The sequence below is a fragment of the Synechococcus sp. BO 8801 genome (assembly GCF_002252675.1).
Taxonomy (GTDB): Bacteria; Cyanobacteriota; Cyanobacteriia; order PCC-6307; family Cyanobiaceae; genus Cyanobium.
The window spans coordinates 42,863-66,352 of the sequence record NZ_NQKY01000002.1 but is presented as its reverse complement, the minus strand read 5'-3'; the positions used below and the strand labels follow the sequence as shown (position 1 = coordinate 66,352).

The following is a 23,490-nucleotide window of genomic DNA, read 5'->3' as shown; positions in this document are numbered from 1 at the left end:
CGGCCGCATCAGATGTCGAGCTGGGCGAAATCCAGCTCGGCGCTGTGGGTCTCGATGAACTCCCTGCGGGGGGCGACCTTGTCGCCCATCAGGATCGTGAAGATGCGGTCGGCCTCGAGGGCATCCTCGATCTCGACGCGCTTCATCATGCGGGTCTCCGGGTCCATGGTGGTTTCCCAGAGCTGCTTGGGCATCATTTCGCCAAGGCCCTTGAAGCGCTGGATGTTGTAGTTGGCCTTCTCGCCGAAGCCTTCCAGCACCTTCTTGAGCTCGTTTTCGTTGTAGCAGTAGTTGTGGTTCTTACCGCGCTCCACCTTGTAGAGCGGCGGGCAGGCGATGTAGATGTAGCCGCCTTCCACCAGTGCCTTCTGGTAGCGGTAGAAGAAGGTGAGCAGCAGGGTGCGGATGTGGGCGCCATCGACGTCCGCGTCCGTCATGATGACGATGCGGTGATAGCGGAGATTCTTCTCCTCGAAGTCCTCGCCCTTGATGCCCAGTCCGAGGGCCGTGATCAGGGCCTGAATCTCGGTGTTCTTGTAGATCTTGGCGTCGTCGGTCTTCTCGATGTTGAGGATCTTGCCCCGCAGGGGCAGGATCGCCTGGAAGCGGCGGTCGCGGCCCTGCTTGGCGGAGCCACCGGCCGAGTCCCCCTCGACGATGTAGATCTCCGATTCGCTGGGATCGCGGGAGCTGCAGTCGGCCAGCTTGCCGGGCAGGGTGGAGCTTTCCAGCACCGACTTGCGCCTGACCAGCTCCCTGGCGCGGCGGGCGGCCTCGGCGGCATTGAAGGCCTGGATCGCCTTCTCCAGGATCAGGTCGATCACCTGGGGGTTGAATTCCAGGTATTCGCCGAGCGCCTCACCCACCGTGGTATCGACGATGCCGCGCACCTCGGTGTTGCCCAGCTTGGTCTTGGTCTGGCCCTCGAACTCCGGATCCGGCACCTTGACCGACAGCACGGCCGTGAGACCTTCGCGGATGTTCTCCCCGGCCAGGTTGGTGTCGGCGTCCTTGCGCTTGCCCCGCTTCTTGGCGAACGTGTTCAGGGTGCGGGTGAGCACCGTCTTGAGGCCCTCGATGTGGGTGCCACCGTCGACGGTGCGGATGTTGTTGGCGAAGCCCAGGATGCTGTCGGAGTAGGCATCGACGCACCACTGCAGCGCCGCCTCCACCTGGACGCCGTCCTTGGTGGCGTTGACGTAGATGATCTCGGGATGCAGCGGATCCTTCTCCGCATTCATATAGGCGACGTACTCCCTGATGCCGCCTTCGTAGTGGTAGATCTCCTCGTGGGCCGCACCATCGGCGCCGACGGCGGCGCTGCGCTCGTCGCGGAAGACGATGCGGACACCACCGTTGAGATAGGCGAGTTCCCGCAGCCGGGCCGAGAGGGTGTGGTAATCGAACTCGATCCCGCCGCTGAAGATCTCGATGTCGGGCCGGAAGCGCACCGACGTGCCGGTGTGGGCGTCGGCGGCGTCCTCGGAGGCGAGGGTGCCGATCGGCAGGCCCCGCTCGAAGCGCTGGCGGTGGACCTGGCCCTGGCGGTGGACGGTCACCTCCACCCACTCGCTGAGGGCGTTGACCACCGAGATGCCGACGCCGTGCAGGCCGCCGGAGACCTTGTAACCGCCGCTGCCGAACTTGCCGCCGGCGTGGAGCACGGTCAGCACCGTCTCCAGGGCGCTGCGGCCGGTGCGGGGATGGATGTCGGTGGGGATGCCGCGGCCGTTGTCGGTGACGCTGGCGGAGCCATCTCCGTGCAGGGTGACCAGGATCTCGTCGCAGTGGCCCGCCAGGGCTTCGTCGACCGAGTTGTCGACGACCTCATAGACGAGATGGTGGAGACCCCGGGGCCCGGTGGTGCCGATGTACATGCCGGGCCGTTTGCGCACCGGCTCCAGGCCTTCCAGCACCTGAATCTGTTCGGCGCCGTAGGCCGCTTCGACTTTGATGGCGTCGCTCATTCAGAAAAGGTTTCCCCAGGGGGCTGACAAGGGCGGCGAATCCCAGGGGCGGTGGGGCGGCAATGGGGCGAAGCGGCTCCGAAAGGACGCTGCGCAAAGGCCAATCTACCACCGCCGTCCCGTAGAGCCCCAGAGGCGCCTCTGAGAACCGATTTGGATCGGGGGTGCAATCGCCGCCTGCGTCCCCCTCCGGCAGGATGGCCCGATTCCCCTGTCGCGCCCGGCCTGCCGCCGCCGCTCCCGACCCCCGTGGTGTCCCTCCCCGGCGCCGATCTCCCCCTGGTGATCGCCCTGCTGGGCCCGACCGCCAGCGGCAAGACCGCCCTTGCGATCGAGCTGGCCGAAGCCCTCGACCTGGCCGTGCTGTCGGTGGATTCCCGCCAGATGTACCGCCACATGGACGTGGGCACGGCCAAGCCCAGCGCCGAGCAGCGGGCCCGGGTGCGGCACGAGCTGCTGGATCTGAGCGACCCCGACCGGCCCCTCACCCTGCAGGAGTTCACGGCCCTGGCCACCGCCGCCATCGAAGCGGAGCATCGCCGCCGCGGCGTGGCCCTGCTGGTGGGGGGCAGCGGGCTTTACCTGAAGGCCCTGCTGGCCGGCCTGCGGCCGCCGGCGGTGCCACCCCAGCCGGCCCTGAGGGCCCAGTTCGCCGCCCTGGGCCAGCCGTTCTGCCACCAGGTGCTGCGCCAGGCGGATCCGGTGGCGGCCGGTCGCATCGCCGCGGCGGATGCGTTCCGCACCAGCCGGGCCCTGGAGGTGCTCTACGCCACCGGCAGGCCCCTGTCGGCCCAGCAGGGCCTCTCCCCTCCCCCCTGGCGGGTGCTGGAGCTGGGCCTGGATCCGGCCGACCTGCCCCAGCGCATCCGGCGCCGCACCGCCGCCCTGTTCGCCGGCGGCCTGGTGGAGGAGACGGCGCAGCTGATCGAGCGCTTCGGGACCGACTGCCCCCTGCTGGAAACGATCGGCTACGGCGAGGCCGCCCGGCTGCTGCGGGGTGAACTGGAGCCCGACGCCGCCGTCGCCCTGACGGAGCGGCGCACTCGGCAGTACGCCAAGCGCCAGCGCACCTGGTTCCGGCGCCAGCACCGTCCCCTCTGGCTGACGGACGCCGCCGCGGCCCCGGCTTCGGAGGCGGATGTGCTTCAGCGTGCCCTGGGGGCGGCCACGGGCGGTTTATGGTGAAGGTCTAACCGCCCCTGTGAATGCCTCCCCGTCCCCGTTTTGATCGCCGTGCTCCCGTGCGGGAGCTGCCCAACATCAACGACCGCATCAGCTACCCCAACCTTCGTGTGGTGGATGCGGACGGCAGTCAACTGGGAGTCATCACCCGAGAGGCGGCCCTTGATGTCGCCCGCGACCGGGAGCTGGATCTGGTCCTGGTGAGCGAGAAGGCCGATCCGCCGGTCTGCCGGATCATGGATTACGGCAAATACAAGTTCGAGCAGGAGAAAAAGGCCAAGGAAGCCAAGAAGAAATCGCACCAGACCGAAGTCAAGGAGGTGAAGATGCGCTACAAGATCGATTCGCACGACTATCAGGTGCGCATCGGTCAGGCGGTCCGCTTCCTCAAGTCCGGCGACAAGGTGAAGTGCACGGTGATCTTCCGGGGCCGGGAGATCCAGCACACCGCCCTGGCCGAGCAGCTGCTCTACCGCATGGCCAAGGACCTCGAGGAGAACGCCGAGATCCAGCAGCCCCCCAAGCGCGAGGGCCGCAACATGATCATGTTCCTGAGCCCGCGCAAGCAGGCGGCCGGCAAGACGCCAGCCACGGCGGCCAGCTGAGGCGCTCCGGCTGAGCCCCCCTCGCTCTCCTGGCGGAGCACGTTTTCAGCCTCCCGCCCGGTGCCTGTCGGGCCCCAGCTGGCTCTCAAACGCGTCCAGCAGCAGCGACCAACCGGCCGCCGCCGAGGCGGGGTGGTGGTCGGAGCGGGCCGCGCACATGAAACCGTGGCCCCCCTCCAGCAGCACCAGCCGGTGGAGCCCCGTGGAGGCATTGACCGCAGCCCGGGCGGCGTTCGCCGCGGCCAGGGCCGTTTCGATCGCCGCCACGTCGGCGGCCGGGATCAGGGGATCCTCCCGGCCGCAGATGCACAGCAGGGTGCCGCCGATCGTCGGCACCAGCTCGAGGCTGGGCGGGCCACCCCCAGGACGGCCCGCGGCCACGCCGGCCCCGTAGAAATCCACCGTGGCGGCCACCGCCGGCAGGCTGGCCGCGAGCAGGGCGACGTGGCCGCCGAAGCAGAAGCCCACGCACCCCAGGCCTCCGGCGGCGGCCGCGGGGGGCAGCTGCTGCTGCAGCCACGCGGCGGCCAGGCCCACATCGGCGAGCAGCTGGTCGGTGCGGGTGCGCTCCTTGTGGCTGCGCCCGAGGGCCAGCTCATCGGGGCCGTAGTCCAGCTCCAGATCGGGGGCGGTGCGGGCGAACAGGGGTACCGCCAGCGCCGCGTAGCCCGCCGCCGCCAGTCGCTCCGTCACGCCCCGGATCCAGCCGTTGAGGCCGAACACCTCCGGCAGCACCAGCACACCGGCGCGGGGCGGCCCGTCGGCGGGCCGGGCCCACCAACAGCGCAGCGGCACCTGGTCCGGGCGGCGGGGGTCGATCGACTGCCAGGAGGCGACGCAATCGGAGGGGGACAAACCGGCACAGGGCAACCGGCACATGGTCGTATGCCAACGAGGGAATTGTCACGGGCCCCAAAGCTCCGTAGGGTGGCGGCCAAGGACACCTTGGCCACACCGGCGTGCGTTTTCACATTCAGCAGGAGAGCGACATCCCGGCGTCGACCCAGCTGTACAACCAGATCTGCTTCGCCATCGCCGCCCGGCACTACCCACCGGGCCACCGTCTGCCGAGTACGCGCCAGCTGGCCATGCAGACCGGCCTGCACCGCAACACGATCAGCAAGGTCTACCGCCAGCTCGAGACCGACGGCGTGGTGGAGGCGATGGCCGGGTCGGGTATCTATGTGCGCGACCAGCAGAACCCGCGCGAGATCAAGCCGCCGCCGGGCCTGCGCAGCAAGGCCCTGCCGGACATCGACCGGGAGGTGCGCCAGAGCGTCGACGGCCTGCTCAACGCCGGCTGCACCCTGCAGCAGGCCCGGGAGCTGCTCACCCGCGAGATCGACTGGCGGCTGCGCTGCGGCGCCCGGGTGCTGGTGAGCACCTCCCGCGAAGACATCGGCGCCTCGATCCTGATCGCCGAGGAACTCAAGCCCAGCCTGGAGGTGCCCGTCGAGGTGGTGCCGATCGAGGAGCTGGAGTCGGTGCTGGAGACCTCCAGCAAGGGCACGGTGGTCACCAGCCGCTACTTCCTGCAGGAGGTGGAGCAGATCGCCAAGGTGCACGGTGTGCGGGCCGTGCCGGTCGACCTCAACGACTTCGGCCACGAGCTGGGCATGCTCAAGGAGCTGCGCCCCGGCAGCTGCGTGGGCCTGGTGAGCATCAGCCCCGGGATCCTGCGGGCCGCCGAGGTGATCCTGCACAGCATGCGGGGCAACGAACTGCTGGTGATGACGGCCAATCCCGACACCAGCAGCCGCCTCCTGGCCCTGCTGCGGGCCTCCAGCCACGTGATCTGCGACAAGCCCAGCCTGCCCCTGGTGGAGCAGACCCTGCGCCAGAACCGCGCCCAGCTGATGCGCCTGCCGATGGTGCACTGTGCGCAGAGCTACCTTGGCAGCGCCACCATTGACCAACTGCGCAAGGAGATCGGCCTCCTGGCGGCCTGACGGCGGGAATCCATGCTCGATGCACTCCGGGCCGACCTGGCCATCATCCGGCAGAGGGATCCGGCCGCCAGGGGCACCCTGGAGATCCTCCTTTGCTACCCGGGCTTCCACGCCCTGGAGCTGCACCGCGTCAGCCACCGCCTCTGGCGGATGGGACTGCCCCTGATCCCCCGGCTGATGAGCCAGCTGGGCCGACTGTTCACCGGCGTGGAGATCCACCCGGGGGCCCGGATCGGCCGGGGCGTCTTCATCGACCATGGCATGGGCGTGGTCATCGGCGAGACCAGCGTCATCGGCGACAACTGCCTCCTGTACCAGGGCGTGACCCTCGGGGGCACGGGCAAGGAGCACGGCAAGCGCCACCCCACCCTGATGGACAACGTGGTGGTGGGGGCGGGCGCCAAGGTGCTCGGGGCGATCACCGTGGGCACCAACACCCGCATCGGCGCCGGCTCGGTGCTGCTGCGCAACGTGGGGGCCGACAGCACCGTGGTGGGCATCCCCGGCCGGGTGATCCACCAGGCCGGTGCCCGCATCGATCCCCTGGCCCACTCCGCCCTGCCGGATGCGGAGGCCTCGGTGATCCGCAACCTGATGGAGCGGATCGACAGCCTGGAGAACGACGTCAACCGGCTGCAGGCCTGCCTGCAGGAGGTGGCCGCCGGCCGGCCCCTGAAGGAGCCCTGCAGCGGCACGGCCCAGAACCTGCGCGACCGGGAGATCCTTGAGTTCCTGGGTGACAACCCAGAGATCCAAAACTGAAGCTGCGGAGCGCCTTCAGAACACGGCCACTTTGACGTCGGTTTGGGAGAAGTCGTCGCCCTTGAACAACAGAGGCCGATCCAGAGCCATGGCCAGCCCATAGCTGAAGCAATCCCCGAAGTTCAGGCCTGCCCGGTGGCGACCCTTGCCGTAGTACTGCCAACCATGCAAGGCCCAGCGCAGCTGGTTCGCATCAAAGCAGAGGTGTCCACCACCATCACACCGGCAACCCCTGATCGTCATAGAGCTCGTCCTGAAACTCCTTGCTGGTCACGCCCTCCGGCCACTGAATCTGGCGAAATCGCTGCAAAAGTTCCTGAAGTCGGGCATGCCGAGCTGCGACCGCACTGGCCATCTCTTCCTCTCCGTGCTGGCTACGCTCAAGCTCGGCGCTGAGGGCTTGTCGCACCGCATTGGTCACGGTGGTGGACCGGCGGGCAGCCAACTCGCGTGCCATGGCATGCACCTCAGGATCCTTGATGTTCATGCCCATGGCGCCGCCAGGGTAGAAGAGATAGAAATTCTATCCTTGCTGACCTTCAGGCCGTGACGGCCTGCGGCACCTGGGGCTGGAACATGAACATCGAATAGATCACGTTGCGGCGCATCTGGGTCATCATCTCCAGGAACATGTCGTAGCCCTCGTTCTTGTATTCGATCAAGGGATCCTTCTGGCCGTAGCCCCGCAGGCCCACCGATTCCCGCAGGGCCTCCATGGCCTGCAGGTGCTCGCGCCAGAGAGTGTCGATCTGCTGAAGGATGAAGAAGCGCTCCGCCTCCCGCATCAGGCCCGGCCGCATCTGCTCGATCTGCCCCTCCTTGATGTCGTAGGCATTGCGCATCTGCTCCTGCAGGAAGGCCTTGAGCTCCTCCATCGACAGGCCGCTCACCTGGTCGGGGGAGAGGTCCGCCAGCAGGTAGATGAACTCCTTGACCTTCTCCACGAGGCGGGTGAGATCCCACTCCTCGGGCGGCAGATCCGGGTTCACGTAGGCCTCGACGATGTCGTCGATGGTGCGCTCGCCGTAGCCGATCACCTGCTGCTTGAGCTCCCTTCCCTCCAGCACCCGGCGCCGCTCGGTGTACACCGCCTTGCGCTGGTTGTTCATCACCTCGTCGTACTCGAACACCTGCTTGCGCATGTCGTAGTAGTACGTCTCCACCTTCTTCTGGGCCCCCTCCAGGGAGCGCGTCAGCATGCCCGATTCGATCGGCATGTCCTCCTCGACCCGGAAGGCGTTCATCAGGCCCGCCACCCGGTCGCCGCCGAAGATGCGCAGCAGGTTGTCCTCCAGGGAGAGGAAGAAGCGGGTGCTGCCCGGGTCGCCCTGGCGACCGGCCCGGCCGCGCAGCTGGTTGTCGACGCGGCGCGACTCGTGGCGCTCGGTGCCGATCACGTGCAGGCCACCGGCGGTGCGGACCTGGGCCTCCTCCTGCTTGACCACCACGTCGTACTCGGCACGCACCTGGGCGATCAGTTCCCGCAGCCGCTGGATCTGGGGATCGTCGGTGGGGGCCTTCTCGGCCGCCTGGGCGATGCGGTCCTCGAGTTCGAGCACGGTGAGGGTGCGGTCGCCCCAGGCCGCCACCAGCTCGCGGGAGAAGCCGGACAGGGCCTTCTCCGTGTCTTCGGAGAGGCTGCAGGGATAGAGGTTGCCGATGGCGCGGGCCTCACTGGCCGGCCTGGAGCTGGGGGCCACGGCGCCGCCGAAGCCGGCCGGCGCCTCGGTGGAGCGCTGCAGGGGCACAGGGGGACGGTGACCCTCCTCGGGGCGCACCAGCCGCGGCAGCAGCACTTCCCGCAGCTTGAGGCGGGCCATGTAATCGCTGTTGCCCCCCAGGATGATGTCGGTGCCGCGGCCGGCCATGTTGGTGGCGATGGTGACGGCACCGGCCCGGCCCGCCTGGGCCACGATCTCGGCCTCCCGCTCCACGTTCTCCGGCTTGGCGTTGAGCAGGTTGTGGGGGATGTCCTGCTCCTGCAGCAGGGTGGAGAGATGTTCCGACTTCTCGACGCTGGTGGTGCCCACCAGCACGGGACGGCCGCTCTTGTGCACCTGGGCGGTCTCGGCGGCCACGGCCTGCCACTTGGCCGTTTCGGTCTTATAGACCTGATCGGGCCAGTCGGCGCGGGAGCGGACCCGGTTGGTGGGCACCACGGCCACTTCCAGCTTGTAGGTCTTCTCGAACTCCACTTCCTCGGTCTTGGCGGTGCCGGTCATGCCGGCGAGGCGGGGGTAGAGCAGGAAGAAGTTCTGGTAGGTGATGCTGGCGAGGGTCTGGGTCTCGGGCTGGATCGGCAGGGACTCCTTGGCCTCGATCGCCTGGTGCAGGCCGTCGCTCCAGCGGCGCCCCGGCATCACCCGGCCTGTGAACTCGTCGACGATCACCGCGTCGGAGTCGCGCACGATGTAGTTGACGTCCTTGACGAACAGCTCCTTGGCCTTGAGGGCGTTGTTGATGAAGTGGGCCCAGGGGTCCTGGGGGTTGAAGAGGTCCTGGACGCCGAGCAGCTGTTCGGCCTTCTGGTAGCCCTCGTCGGTGAGGGTGACGTTGCGCTGCTTCTCATCGACCTCGTAGTCGCCCTCGGGATCGATGCCGTCCTTGCCCATCTCGGCGGCGCGCTGCAGCTCGGCGGCGATCCGGGCCGCCTGCATGTATTTCTCCTGGGGCCGCTCGATCTGGCCGGAGATGATCAGGGGGGTGCGGGCCTCGTCGACGAGGATCGAATCCACCTCGTCGATGATGCAGTACTGGAACTCGCGCTGCACCACCTCGGCGATGTCACTCGCCATGTTGTCGCGCAGGTAGTCGAAGCCCAGCTCGGAGTTGGTGGCGTAGGTGATGTCGCAGGCGTAGTTGCGGCGCCGCTCCGGCGGGCTCATGTCCTGCTGGATCAGGCCGACGCTCAGCCCCAGGAAGCGGTGGATCTGGCCCATCCACTCGGCGTCGCGGCGCGCCAGGTAGTCGTTGACCGTGACCACGTGCACCCCGCGGCCGGTGAGGGCGTTGAGGTAGGCCGGCAGGGTAGCCACCAGGGTCTTGCCCTCGCCGGTCTTCATCTCGGCGATCTGGCCGTTGTGCAGCACCATGCCGCCGATCAGCTGCACGTCGAAGTGGCGCATGCCCAGCACCCGCTTGCCCGCCTCCCGCACCACGGCGAAGGCCTGGGGCAGCAGCTCATCCAGCAGGGCCTTGCGGCGGGCCGCCGTCTCGGGCTTGTCCAGCTTCTGGCGGAACTCGGCCGTCAGGCCCCTCAGCTCCTCGTCGCTGAGGGGCTCGATCTCCTCCTCCAGCAGATTGATGTCGGACACCAACGGCTGGTAACGCTTCAGCTTGCGGGCATTGGGATCACCCAGCAGCAGCTTGAGCATGGAAAGGGCCTGTCCGTAGTTTCTTACCCTACCATCGCAAAACCGTGGCCGAGAGCGAAGAATCGTGCTGCCGCAAGGGTTTTCGGCGTCTCCTTCGCCGGGGATCCGCACCTGCAGGGCCCTCCGGCACCGGCCGCCGAGCAGGATTCGCAGCTGATGCGCCCCACCCCGGTCCGTTGAGCAGCGCCCCCCCCAGGCCCGAGGCCCCCTCCGCCATCCCGATCCGGCTGGTCCGCCACGGCCGGCTGAAGCTGCGCCTGCGCTGGCGGATGGCGGCTCTCCGCACCCTGCTCGATGGCCACAGCTTCTGGGCCACCGGCCGCCGGCCCGCCCAGCTGGGGCGGATGCTCGGCGGCAGCCAGGTGGTGGTGAGCGCCTGGCAGGCGGGAACCCTGGTGGGCTTCGGCCGTGCCACCAGTGACGGGGTGTTCCGCGCCGTGTTGTGGGACGTGGTGGTGGCCGAGGACCAGCAGGGCCGGGGGGTCGGCCGGCGGATCGTCGAGACGCTGCTGGCCAGCCCGGAGGTGGCGGCGGCCGAGCGGGTCTACCTGATGACCACCACAGGCGAGGGCTTCTACGAGAAGCTGGGCTTCAGCCGGGTGGACAGCCAGCGGCTGATGCTGAAACAGACAAGCGGATGAAGAGATTCGAACTCTCGACCCTCTCCTTGGCAAGGAGATGCTCTACCACTGAGCTACATCCGCAGTTCGGCCCCTTGGCCGGATCGAAGCATGCCCCATGGGGGGCCCCTCGGTCAAATGGGGACGCCGGGCGCGGATCCGGCGGCCGGGGAAGGGCGGCGACAGCGCCCATAAAGTCGGGCGGTGGCGGTGGCGGCAAGGCATGTGGTGGCGGACTCCCTGGCTGAGACAGCGACGGCTGCTGCTGGGGCTGGCCCTGTTCGACACCCTGCTGCTGCTGGGGACCTACAACAGCCTGTTCCTGCAGCGGTTCGACCGCTGGGCCGGCATCACCGGCTCGATCGTGGGCCTGACCCTGCTCTGGGTGGGAACGTCCTACCTGCTGGGGCGCTACTCCAAGCCTGACCAGGGCCAGCGGGATTCCCAGCGGCGACGGCTGGGCGCGACCGCCGTGGTCGCCCTGCTGGTGCTCGCCGTCGTCGTCGTGGGTCTCAACTGGGGCCTGAAGGTGGAGGATCCGCGGACGTTCCGGAACTTCATCCTCCCCCTGCTGGCGGCGGTCACGCTGGCCTCGGGAACGGCGCAGCTGGTCGTCACCCGGCTGCTGAGCCGCCGCCAGGCCTGGCTGCTGGTGGGGGAGACGGCGGAACTGACGGTGGTGCGGCGCGAGCTCGAACGGGACGGCGGCCACACCCAGCTGGATCTCCACTACTACGACTGCCGTGCCCTGGAGCCGGCGTTCGAGACCATCCTGCTGACGGTGGACGGCATCGCCGTGAGCGAGGCGGCCGAACTGAGTGACGTCCTGCTGCAGAAACTGCTGGCGCGGCGCGAACGGGGCGCCAGTGTCTGCAGCCTCGTCATCTGGGCCGAGCACCACCTCCAGCGGGTCCCGCCGGAGCTGTTCTCGAGCCGCTGGCTGCTGCAGGCCGACGGCTTCGAACTGCAGCCCAACCGTTGGGGATGGCGGCTCAAACGCATGGGGGACGTGGTCGTCGCCAGCCTGCTGTTGATCATCACGGCGCCGGTGCTGCTGGTCTCCGCCCTGGCGATCCGTCTCGAGGGTGGCGGGGGGATCCTCTACCGCCAGGTCAGGACAGGTCTCTACGGGGAGGCCATCGAAGTCTGGAAGCTGAGGACCATGTGCGAGGAAGCGGAGGCACGGGGTGCCCGCTGGGCCTGCCGCGACGACCCCCGCGTCACGCGGGTGGGAAAGCTGCTGAGACGGCTGCGCATCGATGAACTTCCCCAGCTGATTGCCGTGCTGAAGGGTGAAATGAGCCTGATCGGCCCGAGGCCGGAGCGTCCCGAAATCGAAGACACGCTGGAGCAACAGATCCAGCACTATCGCGTGCGCCACTGGGTGCGTCCCGGACTTAGCGGATGGGCGCAGGTTTGCTATCCCTATGGCGCCAGCATCGAGGACAGCAGGATGAAACTCAGCTACGACCTCTATTACCTGCGCAATGCCAGTCTGATGCTGGACACACTGATCCTGATCAAGACGATTCGCCTGCTCGTCAGAGCCAGGGGCGCCCAGCCGGATGTGCACCCCCGGGGCTCCATGGCCCGGTTCAAGGCTCTTCCTTGAGTCTCACGGGATGGACGGCCCCTAACCGCGTAGGATCACCAACCCTTGGTCATGGTCCTTGGCGACTGTACTGATCACTGGAGGGGCTGGCTTCATTGGCAGTCACACCTGTCTGGTGATGATCGGTGCCGGCCACGACGTGGTTGTCATCGACAACCTGCATAACAGCAGCGTCGAAGCGCTCCACCGGGTGGCGGAACTCTGCCAGCTCAGCCCCTGCCGGCACGCTGTTGATCAGGACGGCGTGCATCAGGCCTGGGAAACCGCCACGGGTGATCGCCTGCTGCGCTTCATCAACGGTGACATCCGAAGCCCGGAGGCCCTCGATGGGGCGTTCCGCGCCAGCGGCGGCGGGGACGTGGCGGCCGTGCTGCATTTCGCCGGCCTCAAGGCCGTGGGTGACTCGATCCAGGAGCCGCTGAGCTACTGGCACGTGAACGTCGAAGGCACCCGCTGCCTGCTCGAGGCGATGCGGCGCCACGGCTGCCGGACGATCGTTTTCAGCAGCACCGCCGCGCTCTACGGCTGCCCGCAGGAGCTGCCGATCCCTGAGAGCGCCTGTGTCCAGCCGGCGAATCCCTACGGACAGACCAAGGCGGCGGTGGAGCGGATGCTGGCCGACACGGCCGCCAGCGAACCGGGTTGGCGGATGGCCAGGCTGCGCTACTTCAACCCCGTGGGAGCGCACCCCAGCGGACGCATCGGCGAAGACCCCAACGGGGTGCCCTCCAACCTGTTCCCCCTGATCACCCAGGTGGCCATGGGACTCCGGTCCCACGTGCAGATCTTCGGCTCCGACTGGCCCACACCCGATGGCACCGGCATCCGTGACTTCATCCATGTGATGGATCTGGCCGAGGGCCACAGGCAGGCCCTGGATCTGCTCCTGACGACGGACGAACAGATCCTCACCCTGAATCTCGGCAGCGGTCAGGGACACTCCGTGCTCGAAATGATCGAGGCCTTCGAGCGGATCAACGGCGCTCCGGTGGCCTACGAATTCGCGCCCCGCAGGCCCGGCGATGTGGCGGAGAGTGTGGCCGATTCAACCGCGGCGCAGCAGCTGCTGGGCTGGTCCACCACCCGCAATCTGGAGGACATCTGCCGTGATGGCTGGGCCTGGCGACAGCAGAACCGGCACGGTTACCGCAGCCGGAGGTAGAGCCATTTCTGCAGGACCGCCGGCAGGAGGCGCAGGCCGAAGGCCGCCATGGCCCACAGCAGGTTGGGCGCTGAAAACAACCGCAGCTCCCGCATCGCCCGGATCCGCACATGCAGGTCGGCCCAGGCCTGCCGCCAGCCACCACGGCGCCCGAAGAACCCGGAATCCCGCTGGAAGTTCAGCAGCGGTTCCGCCAGGTTCGCGAACACGAAACCCGATCCCGCCGCCGAGATCCAGAGGTGATAGTCCTCGGTGCGTTTCACATCCTCCCGGTACCGCAGGCCGGATTCAAAGACACGGCGCCGCAGCATCACCGTGGGGTGGTTCAGGGGGTTGCTGCGCGGCAAGGTGGCCACAATCGCCCGGTGGCTCAGGGGCATGCGCTTGAGCTGCAGATAGGCGCCGTGCTCATCGACCTCGTGGCAGGCCGTGCCAAGGATGTCGACCTGCCGGTGCTCCGCCAGGAACCGGCGCTGGCGCTCCATCCTTCCGGGAAGGGATTCGTCGTCGGCATCCATCCGCGCGATCAGGCCGATAGCGGGGTCGCGCAGCACCTCCTCCACCAGCTGGTTGAGGCCGTGGGCCAGCCCCCGTCCCTCGGCGGCCTCCCGGAGCACCAGCCGGGCGGGGGCGGCGGCGGCACGGAACAGCTCTGGATCGCTGAGGGTCCCCCCATCCACCCGCAGGTAGAGGACATCGCCGGGGGCCAGGCTGGCGGCCGTGCTGCGGATGGCCCGCAGGGCCAGGGCCGCAGGGGTGTCCCCCTTCATGCAGAGCAGGGTCGCGATGGGCGCGGTCACAGCGCCGAAGCGGACTGCAGGGGAAGCTCGATCTCCTCGTGGGCGGCCCGGGGAACGAAATCCTTCAGGGCCGCCACATCCACCCGCTGCCCCGCGAGGAAGCGTTCGAGCAGGGCCTCGCTGGAGTAGTCATCCGAGGCGCCGGCCCGGTTGTCGAGGATCGTCTGCACCTTGTTGATGGGTGCGCAGAAGGCCACCGACTGCTCGAAGCAGAGCAGGTCAGGCTTGCCCAGGGCGAAGAGGGAACTGGAGGAGGAGAGCACCTGTTCCAGGCGGTTGGGGTTGGTGTAGGGGAGCGTCCGCAGCAGGCCGATCAGATCGGCGAGGCGGTAGACGGAACTGGACACCTCGACCGGGTAGCCGAAGTCGCCGGTCTGGCCCACCCAGCGAAAGCGCAGACCCGAAGCCACCGGCTGGAAATCCGGCAGCGGCTGGGCACAGTTCATCGAATAGCAGCGCGTGGTGTTGCGGCCGACGCGCAGGGAGAAGCCGATGACGGAGGGCTGCTGCTCCAGGGCCTCCACGATCGATCCCAGCGAAAAGGGCCGCACGAAGATGTTGTCATCGACGAGAAACAGCAGCTGGTCACAGCGCGGACGCCAGGAGCGCAGCCGCAGCCGATCCAGGATCCGGCGCCAGCGGGACGGGGCCGGTGGTTGCCGCAGGCAGGCCAGCAGATCGTGGCGAAAGGAGCGCTCCTCCACCCAGTCGATCAGGAGCCGGCCCTGGAACTCCGCCCGCAGCTGGGCGTACCCGCGGGAGAACGGCTCAGAGCTGGCCCGGTAGAGCACCGTGATCGGCGTCTGCGCCGCCTCCCGGCAGTGCAGGGCGAACGAGGCCAGGGTCGCCTGCAGCTGCAGCGGCCGATCCTTGGAGAAGATCAGGGTGAGGAGGCGCATCAGAGCTGGGGGGGAGCCGGGAACTGGTCGTGGATCGCCTCACCATCCAGAAGGGAGCGGTACAGCCGTTCGTACTGGTCGGCGATCCGCTCCCAGGTGAAGTGGGCCTGCCAGGCCCGGTGGGCGGAGTCGGCCATCCGGCGGCGGCCGGGAGCATCGGCCACCAGGGCCTCCAGCCGCTGGGTTCCGGCGGCCACATCGGCCCGCACACTGCCTTCCCGGTCGTCACTGCGCTCGCCGGGCAGCAGCTCGCCTCCCCCGGTCCAGGCGATGATCTCGGCCGCATTACCCACCGGCGTGACCAGGAACGGCGTGTGGGAGGCGGCCGCTTCGAACAGCACCAGGGGGGAGCACTCGATCCAGGAGGGGAACAGCAGCAGGTCGGCCTCGAGGAAGGCGCTCACCGTGTCCTCGCGGGAGAGGGCATGGCCGAGGACCTGGCGGCCGGCCGCCGCGTTGCGACGCCGGTTGAGGCGCTTCATCACCTGCAGCTGGGTGGGGAAGGCGAGGGCCCGGAGCCCCTTGCCCCGCAGCAGGTGGTAAAGGCCCCGGGCCAGCTGCCGCGGCGTCAGGGAACGGGCCAGGGACTGGGAGAAATCCGGGCTGACCAGCAGCAGGGTGGCCTGGCGCAGCTGGGAGCGGGAGAAGATCTCGAGGGCCTCGGCCTGCCCCTTGGCCACCGACAGGTAGCCGGAGACATGCAGGATCAGGAGATCGTCTTCGGGGATGCCGAGCCGGGCCCGCAGGGCGGGATCCCGGGGACGGACGAACTCCTCCGCCGCCGCCCCGTTGGGAATGATGGCGATGCGATCGACACCCTCACGGCGGGCGAAATCGATGTCGCGGTAGGAGTCCGAAAGAAAGACACAGGTGTCATAGCTGCGCATCCATTCGCCCATGGCGGCGAAGTAGCCGGCGAAGGTGGGGTCGCCCAGGGCGGAGAACCCTGTGGGGACAAACACCTTGCGGGCCTTCAGCTAGGGCAGCAGCGGCAGCATCAGATCGGTGGCCCACTGCTGCGCCGCGAAATTGACGATGACGTCGGCATCGGAGCCGAGCAGGTAACGCTGGTAGCCGGAGACATCCCCCCAGACCCCCACCGCACTCTTCCCCTGCACATCGAAGCCCCTGACCTTCACCCCCTCGATGCTGTCGCCGGTGCGGGCCGGGTCGGAGCGGGTGGCGACGGTGACGTCGTGGCCCCGGGCCACCAGCCGCTCGGAGATCTGCCGCACCACCTCCGACATGCCATGGCGGGCCGGCAGATAGGACTCGACCGTATGGAGGATCTTCATGGGCCGGCGGGGCTGGGGCGAACCTACGCCGCTGCCGGGGCGGTGGAGTAAAGCAGGGTCATGCCCGGCAGGCTGAGCCCGGAATGCACCGCCTGGAAGCGGCCGGGGTAAGCGGCCAGGGACTCCTCGACGGCCTGGCGGGGCCCGACGTTGTAGCCGGACTGGGGGGACTGGAGGAAGGTGTCGTGCAGCAGCAGCACCGGGTCGGGGACGGCCGCCAGGATCCCGTCGATCTCACGCCTGACGCTGGCGTGGCTGTGGTCGCCATCGAGGAAGAAGAGGGGAGAAGGGGGACGCCCCGCCCGCTCCCAGAGGCCCAGGGAGGTGGTCAGGCCGTCTCCCTGGTGCAGCTGGACACCCTCCAGGCCACGCACCATGGCGCCCCGCTGGGCGTGGGGGTGTTCCACGTGGTCGACATCGTCGGGGAGATCGCAGGAATGGATGGTGGTGGGGATATGGAAATACTGGGCGATTTCATGGAAGATCCGCGCCGATTTGCCGATGTTGGTGCCCCATTCGAAGATCAGGGAGGGCTGGAAGCGACACACCGTCGCCGTCATCAGCATCAGTTCCTGGAGGGGGAAGGGATGGACGCCGACGACGGGAACCAGGGTGCGGGCCACGAACGCGGAGGTGACCCAGCCGTCCACCTCAAACTCCCCACAGGCAGGATTGCGGGAGGGATTGGCGGTGCTGAGGAAGGGATCCAGGGATGTCGAACGTTCGGCGGAGGACCCACGCAGATCCAGCAGCCGAGTAAGGAGTCCCATGGTTGTGAATCGGGCGGGCAGGGGGAGTCCTCAGATGGTGGAGGACGCCATCAGGGCATGATCCCACATCTCTGCGAGACCACGCTGGAGAGATACATCCGGACGCCATCCGCAGGCGGAGCAAAGCTTCCGGGCATCCAGCACATTGGCCTCCACATCGAATCGCCGTGAGGGCAGATGGCGAACCTGGATGGTGTGTCCGGCCGCCTCGGCCAACGGGCGAAGCAGGGCGATCACATCGAGATTGCTGGCGCCGATGCCGGTGCCCAGGTTATAGATTTCACCATCTTTCCCGAAGTCCAGGGCCGCAAGAATGCCGCTGGCCACATCACTGACGTGAATGTAGTCGCGGATGGTTCCGGCATCACCATAGATCTCGATCTCGCGTCGCGAAATGATGGCGTCGATGGCTGCGGCGAGGAAACCCTGGCCGGTCCGGGAACGCTGCTGGACGCCGTAGGCATTGGCCGGCCGCACCACCACCACCGGCAGGTCGCGAGTGTGATGGAACATCAGGGCGTAGTGATCGATGGTCAGCTTGGTGATGCCGTAGGGGCTGATGGGGGCCGTCGGGTGGGATTCCGGAATCGGCAGGGTGCAAGGGGGGCCGTAGACCGTGCCCCCGGAGGAAACGAGCAGCAGACGGCGGACCCCCACGGCCATCGCCTCCTCAAGCAAGCCGACGCTGCCGGGCAGATTGGCGAGCAGATCGAAGACGGGGTCGCCGTAGCTGGTCTTGGGGACGGTGGCATAGGCCAGGTCGATCACTTCACAGCCCGGCTCGAGGATCTCCCGCATCTGGGCCCGGTTACCGAGATCGGCACAGCGATAAGCGCAAGCCAGGGCGGCCGTGTGGGCACCTGGGGGACGCCGTCCCACGACGGTCACCTCCCGGCCGGAGGCGATCAGAGCCTGGCTGACCAGGGAACCGATGAACCCGGCACCGCCGATGACGATGGTCTTCATTGGGGCCCCCTGAGCCGTTGCGCCAGGCGCCAGAGGCGCTTGGCGAGAGCCCGGAAGGGTCCCGACCTGTGCAGGAGGTCATAGGCCGGTGACTCCCGCACCATCCAGCCGGCCTGCATCGCCTGGACGCGGGCCAGCGCATCCTGGCGCAGGGACGCGGCGAGGGACTCGGCCGCCGAGGCCTGAATGGCGCCCAGGAGGATGGACTGCATCCGGGAGAAATCGGGACGGGTGGAAACCTCCTCCACCCCCCCGTGGGTGAGGGCCGCGATGGCCCGGATATCGGGATCGTCAGCGGAAAGGCCCGAGGCGGCCGCAAGGTTCTCTGAACAGATCGTGATCAGGCGACGGCGGAATGGGGCCGGACCGACGCGCGACATGCTGCCGGGGATCTCCCTGTAGGCGAGCAGAACCTCGCCGAGGTTGGCGATCCCTCCCGCACGGGCAAGGCGTGACCAGAGCTCGAAGTCCTCCGGAGGCTGCCGCTCCGGGTCCGTCGTGTAACCACCGACTTGGGCAAGTGCGGTCCGGCGCAGCATGACGGAGCTGTGGACGAACGGGTTGTTGAACAACATCAGATACCGAAGCTCCGCTTCATCGACCGGATGGCGGTGGAAGCGATTGACGGCACGGTCAATCTCCATGATCTGTGCCCAGGTACCGAGCAACACACAATCAGGATGGGCCTCCATGAAGTCGACCTGTTGACCCAGACGCTCGGGGTAGGAGAGGTCGTCCTGGTCCTGGCGAGCGATGTACTTGCCGGTGGCAAGACCAATGCCTCGATTGAGTGTGGCGGCCAGCCCGCAATTCTCTTGCTGGATGATCCTGATCCGCTGATCCCTGAAGCCAGCCATCACCTCAGAAGATCGGTCCGTGGACCCATCGTCAATGATGATGAACTCGAAGTCACAGAAGGTCTGGGAAAGGATGCTATCGATAGCGTCGGCTAGATAACGCTCGCAGTTATAGACAGGAAGCAGGACGGAAACGAGGGGATCAGCCAATGTCCTACCTCAGAGCACGATGCGGATGACGTCGTCCTTCACGGAGAAATCAGCCTTAGGATAGGCCCCGTGGACATAATCCCTGAGCGAGGAGAGCGTGGGGTAATCGTGGGTGCCATCAAAGTTGCGGGCATCATCGATCAGCACGACATGGCCGGGAACCGGATGGTTGAGGATGGCTTCCATCTCTGCAGACACGGGTGTTTCACGCTCGCCGAGTGCCGTATTTCCAGCCGAGTAATGGCCGTCAAGCCAGAAGAGCGTAGGAACCTTCAAGCCATCAAGAATGTCGGGAAGAACCTCGGAGCTGTCCCCTTCGATAATGGAGACATGGGGGAACTCTCGGAGGCGCTGCTGGGCCCGCGCACAGAGCTCAGAGCTGAGCTCGATGGAAATGATGGTCTTAAAGCGCTTGCGCAGAGAAAAGACCATGTCACCAAGATAGGTTCCTGTTTCCACCAGCGTTGAAAGTCGGTAGCGAGAGGCATAGCTGGTCAGCAGCTTCTGCTTGTAGAGATGGGGTGGCGGGACCGGACTGCCCGAGTGCCGCCAGGCCCTGATCAGTTCGCGGTCCATCGCCCGCCGCTGCAGGGCCTGAACGAGGCGCCCAACCAGCCGATACGGGGGCAGGGCCGTCACAAGGGACACGATGTGATCCGAGGACATGGTGATCGTCCGGGACAAGGTGGCCATCACACGGTCCTTGAGGCTGCGGCGCCGCAGGGTCGACTCCAGCACCAGGCTGACGGGCTGCAAATCCTCAACCGGAAGGATCGTCTCACCGGCCGCAGCGAGGAGATTCTGCCTCAACCTCTCCCACCAATAGGCAAAAGAGGCCAGCGGCAAAGGACGCGAGTAGACAGGCTTGGTCGCCAGAAACGTTCGGCCGTCATAGGCGTTGATGACATAACACAACTGGCTCCTGTCAAAACCAGTGCACAGGTCGAGCTCAGGGATGCCGAGGGCGGCAAAGTCATCCCGATGTACATAGATGCAATTGGTGGCCGTGCAAGCTGCCAGTCCATAGCCCTTCTCCCTGGCCAGGCGCGTCAATGCGGCTGCGGAGGCGCCGAAATACTCCCCCTGTCGCTGCACAAGATCAAGCTCAGGCGGGATCGTTGGATTGTATTCAACGACAACGACCCTGGGTCTATACGTGGTCAGGGATGACCAGACATGATAATCGTCGCCATCAATATCAATCGACAGAAGATCCACACCATCAGGGGACACCCCCTCCCTGCTCAGCAGTCTGTCCAAGGTGTTGGGACCAGTGGCCGCGACGAACGCATGGACAGCTGTCACCGAGGGAAAGCTGGTGATTGACTGCTCAAGTTGCAGGAATCGCTCACGGTCACCTTCGATGAGCACGGCAGACCAACCCGACTCGTGCCAAAGCGCCCACGTGTTGCTCAGATGCTTGCCGTCCCAGGCACCAAATTCCACACACCTCCTTGATCGAGGCTCGATACGCCGAAAGATCTCTGCGAGAATGCCATCCTCGCCATTCTGGGAAACGATATTGCTTGCGTGCTGATCCAGTAGCGCCATGTATTCCGCTGGGGGCTTCCTATAGCTGATGTTACTACCTCCGCTGCCAGCCTCCGTCTGCATGAGATTCCTCAGGGATGACGGACACCATGTGAATCCTGTTGCGTGTTCAGGCACCAGGAGGCATGAAACAGAAGGAACTGATCCACCGTTCAATGAACCGTGAGATCCTGCTTCAGCCAGCGGAGAGACAGCGGCAACAGGCGGTAGAGAAACTTCACGATCAACGACGGACTGGAACCGGGCGCCAGTACCATAATTCGCAAATAGGTTGCGAAGTATTGCAGGTGGCTCATCGCCAATCCCCACTGGCGCCGAGGGCGATGGGTTATGGGAACGGCTTGATCGACAACGGCAGGCACGGGAGCTGGAAACGGAATGCCTACCGAATACAGCTTGTCAGGGACAAGGCTGAATGACCATCGCGATAGAACGTCGCACACGAAAAGCATGTCAGCCCCCCATGCTTTCGAATGAAAGTAACTGTCGACGGAGTCGTCAATCAAAGCCTCGCGTCGGAAAAGTCCGTAAATCAGGTTGGCCTTGCCTCGTTCAGGAGCCTGAAGGGCATAAGAAGAAACACGGCCGGGACCGGTGTCGCGAAGAAAGTCCTCATAGGCCTGATAGAACGAACCATAGGAAAGGCATGCTGTTCCATCGGGGTAGCGAACATCAAAGTCGCAGAAAGCCAAGCCGCAGGAAGAATTTCTCAGCAAAGCCTGCAACAGCTTTTCGATAAATGATGGGTGCCATTCATCATCATCTGCTGCCCACATAAAAAAAGAGCCCTTGGCCTTACGCAGAACAAAAACAAAATTCGCACTTGGGCCGATATTCGAATCTTGGCGGAAATACCTGATGCGCGGGTCTTGCTGCGACTTTGCCAACACAAGCCGTGAAACACTGGGATCGGGAGAGGCATTGTCTGAGACAACAATATCAAGGTTTTGATAAGACTGTGCGCGAATCATGGCGAGAGATCGCTCAAGCTCTTGAGGCCTGTTGTACGTCGGCATTCCAACAGTCACCAAAGGAGTCTGGTTCATTTAGACGGCGACGACAGAGTCAGTCCAGACATCACAGAAAGACCTCAGCAATGGCGTTGCAGCCGTGATCACCACCCACGGTCATTGATCAGCTAGATAGTGGATCTTTGCGGCTGGCGGCTTCCAGGTCTCTGCATCCGCGAGGATGGCTCTGGCATGGAGTGGATTCAGGCCAGGATAGATCCTCCGAATCGAGTCAGGGCAATCCTCAGGCGCAAGGACAGCAACACCGAGATAGTCCTGGCCTTGGAGGTACTTGTTTCGATCCAGAAAGCAGAGCGGTTTCTGATGAAGCCGCGAGGTGATCAATGCACCGTAAAAGCCAGCACCATAAATCGCTGTCGGTACATGTGCCTCAACGTGCTGATCAGCGTCAAGGGAACCCAGAGCCTTGGACCAGAAAGCCAGAGCATCAATGGCTTGAGTGATGTCTGAACCAACATCAGTCCGTAGACCACCACTGGACGAGGCAGAAACCACCGCTCGCTCCGCAATGACAACGTAGGCACCACGGAACAGCTCACGGGAGAGCGTATGCGCGACAAGGCCAGCAAGCTCACATGTCCGCATCAGGCTCGAGGCCGTGAAATGGTTGACATGATCCACCACCAGAAAGTCACCCGTGTTGCTCAGAGGATCGGGAACCGTGAAAAACACCGTGCCACCAGGAGCCAACAATTCAGCAAGACACTTCAGTGTTCCGATGGGATCGACAACATGCTCAAGCACAAAATGGGCCGTGACGAGGTCAAAGCGACCTTGCCACTCTGCAGGAAGACAATGGGTTGCCTGTTCGGACGCGGGGACCCAGCCCTGCCAGAAGCCGATGTAATCATCACTGACATCAAAGATGGATGGACGCAGATCGGGCCTTGACTCCAGGAAGGTCCGCAGAGTTGTTCCTTTTGCGGCACCAAAGTCGAGTACCCGTGCATTCAGGGGCAGACCAATGGCCCCCAGCATCTCGGCTTGCCGCTGTGTACGAAAGACAGGCTGGCCGTCACGGACCTCATAGAGTTGGTCGTGTTGATCCGATTGCAACGAAATACGATACTGCGTGTCATAGAACTCTTGAATCTTTGGCAAGTCTGGAGATTGTCCATGACCACAGATTCGACAGATATAGGTCTGGGTGGGAATCACGAGATGGGTGGAGATCGAAGTGATCGCTGGCGCAGCGGCAGAGTAGTCAGGGGGCGAGAGAGTTGCGCCACAAATACGACACTGGGTCATCATATTGCTTTCAGATCGCGACTTCTGCTTGATCAAGAATAGCACGGAAGTCTTGGCCACCCGCAAACGAGCCCTTCCAGCTGATCTTCACTCCTAATGGATTCGCAAAGTTGAAGTAACGGAATTGGATCGACCATCGAGGATAGGCATCGACATTCTCGCCGGACTGATGCAGTGTGAGAAAGTCCATCAGCAGCAGATCTCCGGGTTCCGTAAGCGGAGATTGACGCTGGTACTTTGCCAGCCGATCCTCCTCACCGACAAGGCGAAGGGCGTAGGCCCCCTGCTGAGCAGAGTCCGACGCTGTATGGACAGGAACGATGCCTTCACGATGGGATCCGATACAGACCTCTACCGGGCCCAGCGATGGTCGGATCGAGACAAGGGGTGTCCAATAGACAATGCCATCAAGACTGCGCAACTGGGCAGGAAACTCCTGATGCCAAGGAGCACGGAATGTGGACTCACCTGGACAATCGATGCGAATGCCATAGCCGCCAGCAGCCAGTCCGGGTATGGATCCTGAGCGAAGTTCACGAAACAAGCATGAATTCCGCATGTCGCTGACAAGCTGCATGAACTCCGGGATCTGCTTGACCGCGTCATACACTTCTCCGCCGTAGGCACGATCACGCCGGATCAGGGCCATGAACCCCTCGGTCATGGCGAGATCAGCAGTCTGCGTGGGGG

General features: G+C 65.5%; 22 protein-coding genes and 1 tRNA gene. 7 read left to right on the top strand and 16 right to left on the bottom strand.

The genetic code is table 11. The features are described from left to right. Positions 1 to 8 precede the first annotated feature (8 nt). Entirely contained in the window at positions 9 to 1,967 is a 1,959-nt protein-coding gene (gyrB, locus tag CJZ86_RS01840; RefSeq protein WP_094584273.1) for a DNA topoisomerase (ATP-hydrolyzing) subunit B, read from the bottom strand. A 249-nt stretch (positions 1,968 to 2,216) separates the two neighbouring features. On the opposite strand from gyrB, the gene miaA reads away from it, so the two are divergent. Continuing rightward, positions 2,217 to 3,152 (top strand): tRNA (adenosine(37)-N6)-dimethylallyltransferase MiaA, encoded by a 936-nt coding sequence (gene miaA, locus CJZ86_RS01835; RefSeq protein ID WP_233133781.1) that lies wholly within the window; start codon positions 2,217 to 2,219, stop codon positions 3,150 to 3,152. A gap of 20 nt (positions 3,153 to 3,172) precedes the next feature. After that, positions 3,173 to 3,754 (top strand): translation initiation factor IF-3, encoded by a 582-nt coding sequence (infC, locus tag CJZ86_RS01830; protein ID WP_094584272.1) that lies wholly within the window; start codon positions 3,173 to 3,175, stop codon positions 3,752 to 3,754. A 45-nt stretch (positions 3,755 to 3,799) separates the two neighbouring features. Here infC and CJZ86_RS01825 read toward each other — a convergent pair whose 3' ends face one another. Then, positions 3,800 to 4,609, bottom strand: coding sequence for a dienelactone hydrolase family protein (locus tag CJZ86_RS01825; RefSeq protein ID WP_233133780.1), 810 nt, complete (start codon positions 4,607 to 4,609; stop codon positions 3,800 to 3,802). 104 nt (positions 4,610 to 4,713) lie between these two features. Here CJZ86_RS01825 and CJZ86_RS01820 point away from each other — a divergent pair, with 104 nt between their 5' ends. Continuing rightward, positions 4,714 to 5,703 (top strand): GntR family transcriptional regulator, encoded by a 990-nt coding sequence (locus tag CJZ86_RS01820; protein WP_015109798.1) that lies wholly within the window; start codon positions 4,714 to 4,716, stop codon positions 5,701 to 5,703. Positions 5,704 to 5,715: 12 nt separating this feature from the next. Continuing rightward, positions 5,716 to 6,465, top strand: coding sequence for a serine O-acetyltransferase (gene cysE / locus CJZ86_RS01815; protein ID WP_094584270.1), 750 nt, complete (start codon positions 5,716 to 5,718; stop codon positions 6,463 to 6,465). Positions 6,466 to 6,682: 217 nt separating this feature from the next. Here cysE and CJZ86_RS01805 read toward each other — a convergent pair whose 3' ends face one another. After that, the gene (locus CJZ86_RS01805; protein WP_094584269.1) at positions 6,683 to 6,958 is read right to left on the bottom strand and encodes a type II toxin-antitoxin system VapB family antitoxin; all 276 of its coding nucleotides are present in this window, start codon (positions 6,956 to 6,958) and stop codon (positions 6,683 to 6,685) included. 46 nt (positions 6,959 to 7,004) lie between these two features. Next, positions 7,005 to 9,839: a preprotein translocase subunit SecA gene (gene secA, locus CJZ86_RS01800; RefSeq protein ID WP_094584268.1), complete on the bottom strand. Its 2,835-nt coding sequence runs from the start codon at positions 9,837 to 9,839 to the stop codon at positions 7,005 to 7,007. 176 nt (positions 9,840 to 10,015) lie between these two features. On the opposite strand from secA, the gene CJZ86_RS01795 reads away from it, so the two are divergent. Next, the gene (locus tag CJZ86_RS01795) at positions 10,016 to 10,480 is read left to right on the top strand and encodes a GNAT family N-acetyltransferase (RefSeq protein WP_094584267.1); all 465 of its coding nucleotides are present in this window, start codon (positions 10,016 to 10,018) and stop codon (positions 10,478 to 10,480) included. On the opposite strand, the gene CJZ86_RS01790 is transcribed toward CJZ86_RS01795, so the two are convergent. Then, a tRNA-Gly gene (locus tag CJZ86_RS01790) sits at positions 10,472 to 10,543 on the bottom strand. The genes CJZ86_RS01795 and CJZ86_RS01790 overlap by 9 nt on opposite strands. 139 nt (positions 10,544 to 10,682) lie before the next feature. Between CJZ86_RS01790 and CJZ86_RS01785 the strand changes: the two genes are divergently transcribed. Further along, on the top strand, positions 10,683 to 12,071 hold the full coding sequence (locus CJZ86_RS01785) for an exopolysaccharide biosynthesis polyprenyl glycosylphosphotransferase (RefSeq protein WP_233133779.1): 1,389 nt from the start codon (positions 10,683 to 10,685) through the stop codon (positions 12,069 to 12,071). Between the two features lie 58 nt (positions 12,072 to 12,129). Beyond that, a complete protein-coding gene (galE, locus tag CJZ86_RS01780; protein ID WP_094584265.1) occupies positions 12,130 to 13,233 on the top strand; it encodes a UDP-glucose 4-epimerase GalE in 1,104 nt (367 codons plus the stop codon). On the opposite strand, the gene CJZ86_RS01775 is transcribed toward galE, so the two are convergent. The 11 genes from CJZ86_RS01775 to CJZ86_RS01725 form a co-directional block, all read right to left on the bottom strand. Further along, positions 13,215 to 14,033 (bottom strand): glycosyltransferase, encoded by an 819-nt coding sequence (locus tag CJZ86_RS01775; RefSeq protein WP_094584264.1) that lies wholly within the window; start codon positions 14,031 to 14,033, stop codon positions 13,215 to 13,217. The genes galE and CJZ86_RS01775 overlap by 19 nt on opposite strands. Further along, on the bottom strand, positions 14,030 to 14,932 hold the full coding sequence (locus CJZ86_RS01770) for a hypothetical protein (RefSeq protein WP_094584263.1): 903 nt from the start codon (positions 14,930 to 14,932) through the stop codon (positions 14,030 to 14,032). The genes CJZ86_RS01775 and CJZ86_RS01770 overlap by 4 nt, the downstream gene beginning before the upstream one ends. Continuing rightward, positions 14,932 to 15,894, bottom strand: a complete 963-nt coding sequence (locus CJZ86_RS01765) for a glycosyltransferase family 4 protein (RefSeq protein ID WP_094584262.1) — start codon at positions 15,892 to 15,894, stop codon at positions 14,932 to 14,934. The genes CJZ86_RS01770 and CJZ86_RS01765 overlap by 1 nt, the downstream gene beginning before the upstream one ends. Positions 15,895 to 15,909: 15 nt before the next feature. Then, positions 15,910 to 16,227: a glycosyltransferase gene (locus CJZ86_RS01760; protein WP_094584261.1), complete on the bottom strand. Its 318-nt coding sequence runs from the start codon at positions 16,225 to 16,227 to the stop codon at positions 15,910 to 15,912. Between the two features lie 23 nt (positions 16,228 to 16,250). Then, positions 16,251 to 16,997: a class I SAM-dependent methyltransferase gene (locus tag CJZ86_RS01755; RefSeq protein ID WP_094584260.1), complete on the bottom strand. Its 747-nt coding sequence runs from the start codon at positions 16,995 to 16,997 to the stop codon at positions 16,251 to 16,253. A 30-nt stretch (positions 16,998 to 17,027) separates the two neighbouring features. Next, a complete protein-coding gene (locus CJZ86_RS01750) occupies positions 17,028 to 17,963 on the bottom strand; it encodes an NAD-dependent epimerase/dehydratase family protein (protein ID WP_094584259.1) in 936 nt (311 codons plus the stop codon). Next, positions 17,960 to 18,970: a glycosyltransferase family 2 protein gene (locus tag CJZ86_RS01745; protein ID WP_094584258.1), complete on the bottom strand. Its 1,011-nt coding sequence runs from the start codon at positions 18,968 to 18,970 to the stop codon at positions 17,960 to 17,962. Before CJZ86_RS01745 ends, CJZ86_RS01750 begins: the two co-directional genes overlap by 4 nt. A 9-nt stretch (positions 18,971 to 18,979) precedes the next feature. Next, positions 18,980 to 20,521, bottom strand: a complete 1,542-nt coding sequence (locus CJZ86_RS01740; RefSeq protein WP_143594009.1) for an O-methyltransferase — start codon at positions 20,519 to 20,521, stop codon at positions 18,980 to 18,982. 152 nt (positions 20,522 to 20,673) lie between these two features. Further along, the gene (locus CJZ86_RS01735) at positions 20,674 to 21,567 is read right to left on the bottom strand and encodes a glycosyltransferase family 2 protein (protein ID WP_094584256.1); all 894 of its coding nucleotides are present in this window, start codon (positions 21,565 to 21,567) and stop codon (positions 20,674 to 20,676) included. Positions 21,568 to 21,648: 81 nt separating this feature from the next. Next, positions 21,649 to 22,860 (bottom strand): class I SAM-dependent methyltransferase, encoded by a 1,212-nt coding sequence (locus tag CJZ86_RS01730; RefSeq protein ID WP_143594008.1) that lies wholly within the window; start codon positions 22,858 to 22,860, stop codon positions 21,649 to 21,651. Continuing rightward, positions 22,811 to 23,464, bottom strand: coding sequence for a phytanoyl-CoA dioxygenase family protein (locus CJZ86_RS01725; protein WP_233133778.1), 654 nt, complete (start codon positions 23,462 to 23,464; stop codon positions 22,811 to 22,813). The genes CJZ86_RS01730 and CJZ86_RS01725 overlap by 50 nt, the downstream gene beginning before the upstream one ends. Between the last annotated feature and the right edge of the window lie 26 nt (positions 23,465 to 23,490).

Excerpts from the sequence above, each read along its gene's own strand:
- gyrB (WP_094584273.1), bottom strand. The coding sequence starts at position 1,967 with ATGAGCGACGCCATCAAAGTCGAAGCGGCCTACGGCGCCGAACAGATT.
- infC (WP_094584272.1), top strand. The coding sequence starts at position 3,173 with ATGCCTCCCCGTCCCCGTTTTGATCGCCGTGCTCCCGTGCGGGAGCTG.
- cysE (WP_094584270.1), top strand. The coding sequence starts at position 5,716 with ATGCTCGATGCACTCCGGGCCGACCTGGCCATCATCCGGCAGAGGGAT.
- CJZ86_RS01805 (WP_094584269.1), bottom strand. The coding sequence starts at position 6,958 with ATGGGCATGAACATCAAGGATCCTGAGGTGCATGCCATGGCACGCGAG.
- secA (WP_094584268.1), bottom strand. The coding sequence starts at position 9,839 with ATGCTCAAGCTGCTGCTGGGTGATCCCAATGCCCGCAAGCTGAAGCGT.
- CJZ86_RS01785 (WP_233133779.1), top strand. The coding sequence starts at position 10,683 with ATGTGGTGGCGGACTCCCTGGCTGAGACAGCGACGGCTGCTGCTGGGG.
- CJZ86_RS01770 (WP_094584263.1), bottom strand. The coding sequence starts at position 14,932 with ATGCGCCTCCTCACCCTGATCTTCTCCAAGGATCGGCCGCTGCAGCTG.
- CJZ86_RS01760 (WP_094584261.1), bottom strand. The coding sequence starts at position 16,227 with ATGAAGATCCTCCATACGGTCGAGTCCTATCTGCCGGCCCGCCATGGC.
- CJZ86_RS01755 (WP_094584260.1), bottom strand. The coding sequence starts at position 16,997 with ATGGGACTCCTTACTCGGCTGCTGGATCTGCGTGGGTCCTCCGCCGAA.
- CJZ86_RS01750 (WP_094584259.1), bottom strand. The coding sequence starts at position 17,963 with ATGAAGACCATCGTCATCGGCGGTGCCGGGTTCATCGGTTCCCTGGTC.
- CJZ86_RS01740 (WP_143594009.1), bottom strand. The coding sequence starts at position 20,521 with ATGGCGCTACTGGATCAGCACGCAAGCAATATCGTTTCCCAGAATGGC.
- CJZ86_RS01735 (WP_094584256.1), bottom strand. The coding sequence starts at position 21,567 with ATGAACCAGACTCCTTTGGTGACTGTTGGAATGCCGACGTACAACAGG.
- CJZ86_RS01725 (WP_233133778.1), bottom strand. The coding sequence starts at position 23,464 with ATGACCGAGGGGTTCATGGCCCTGATCCGGCGTGATCGTGCCTACGGC.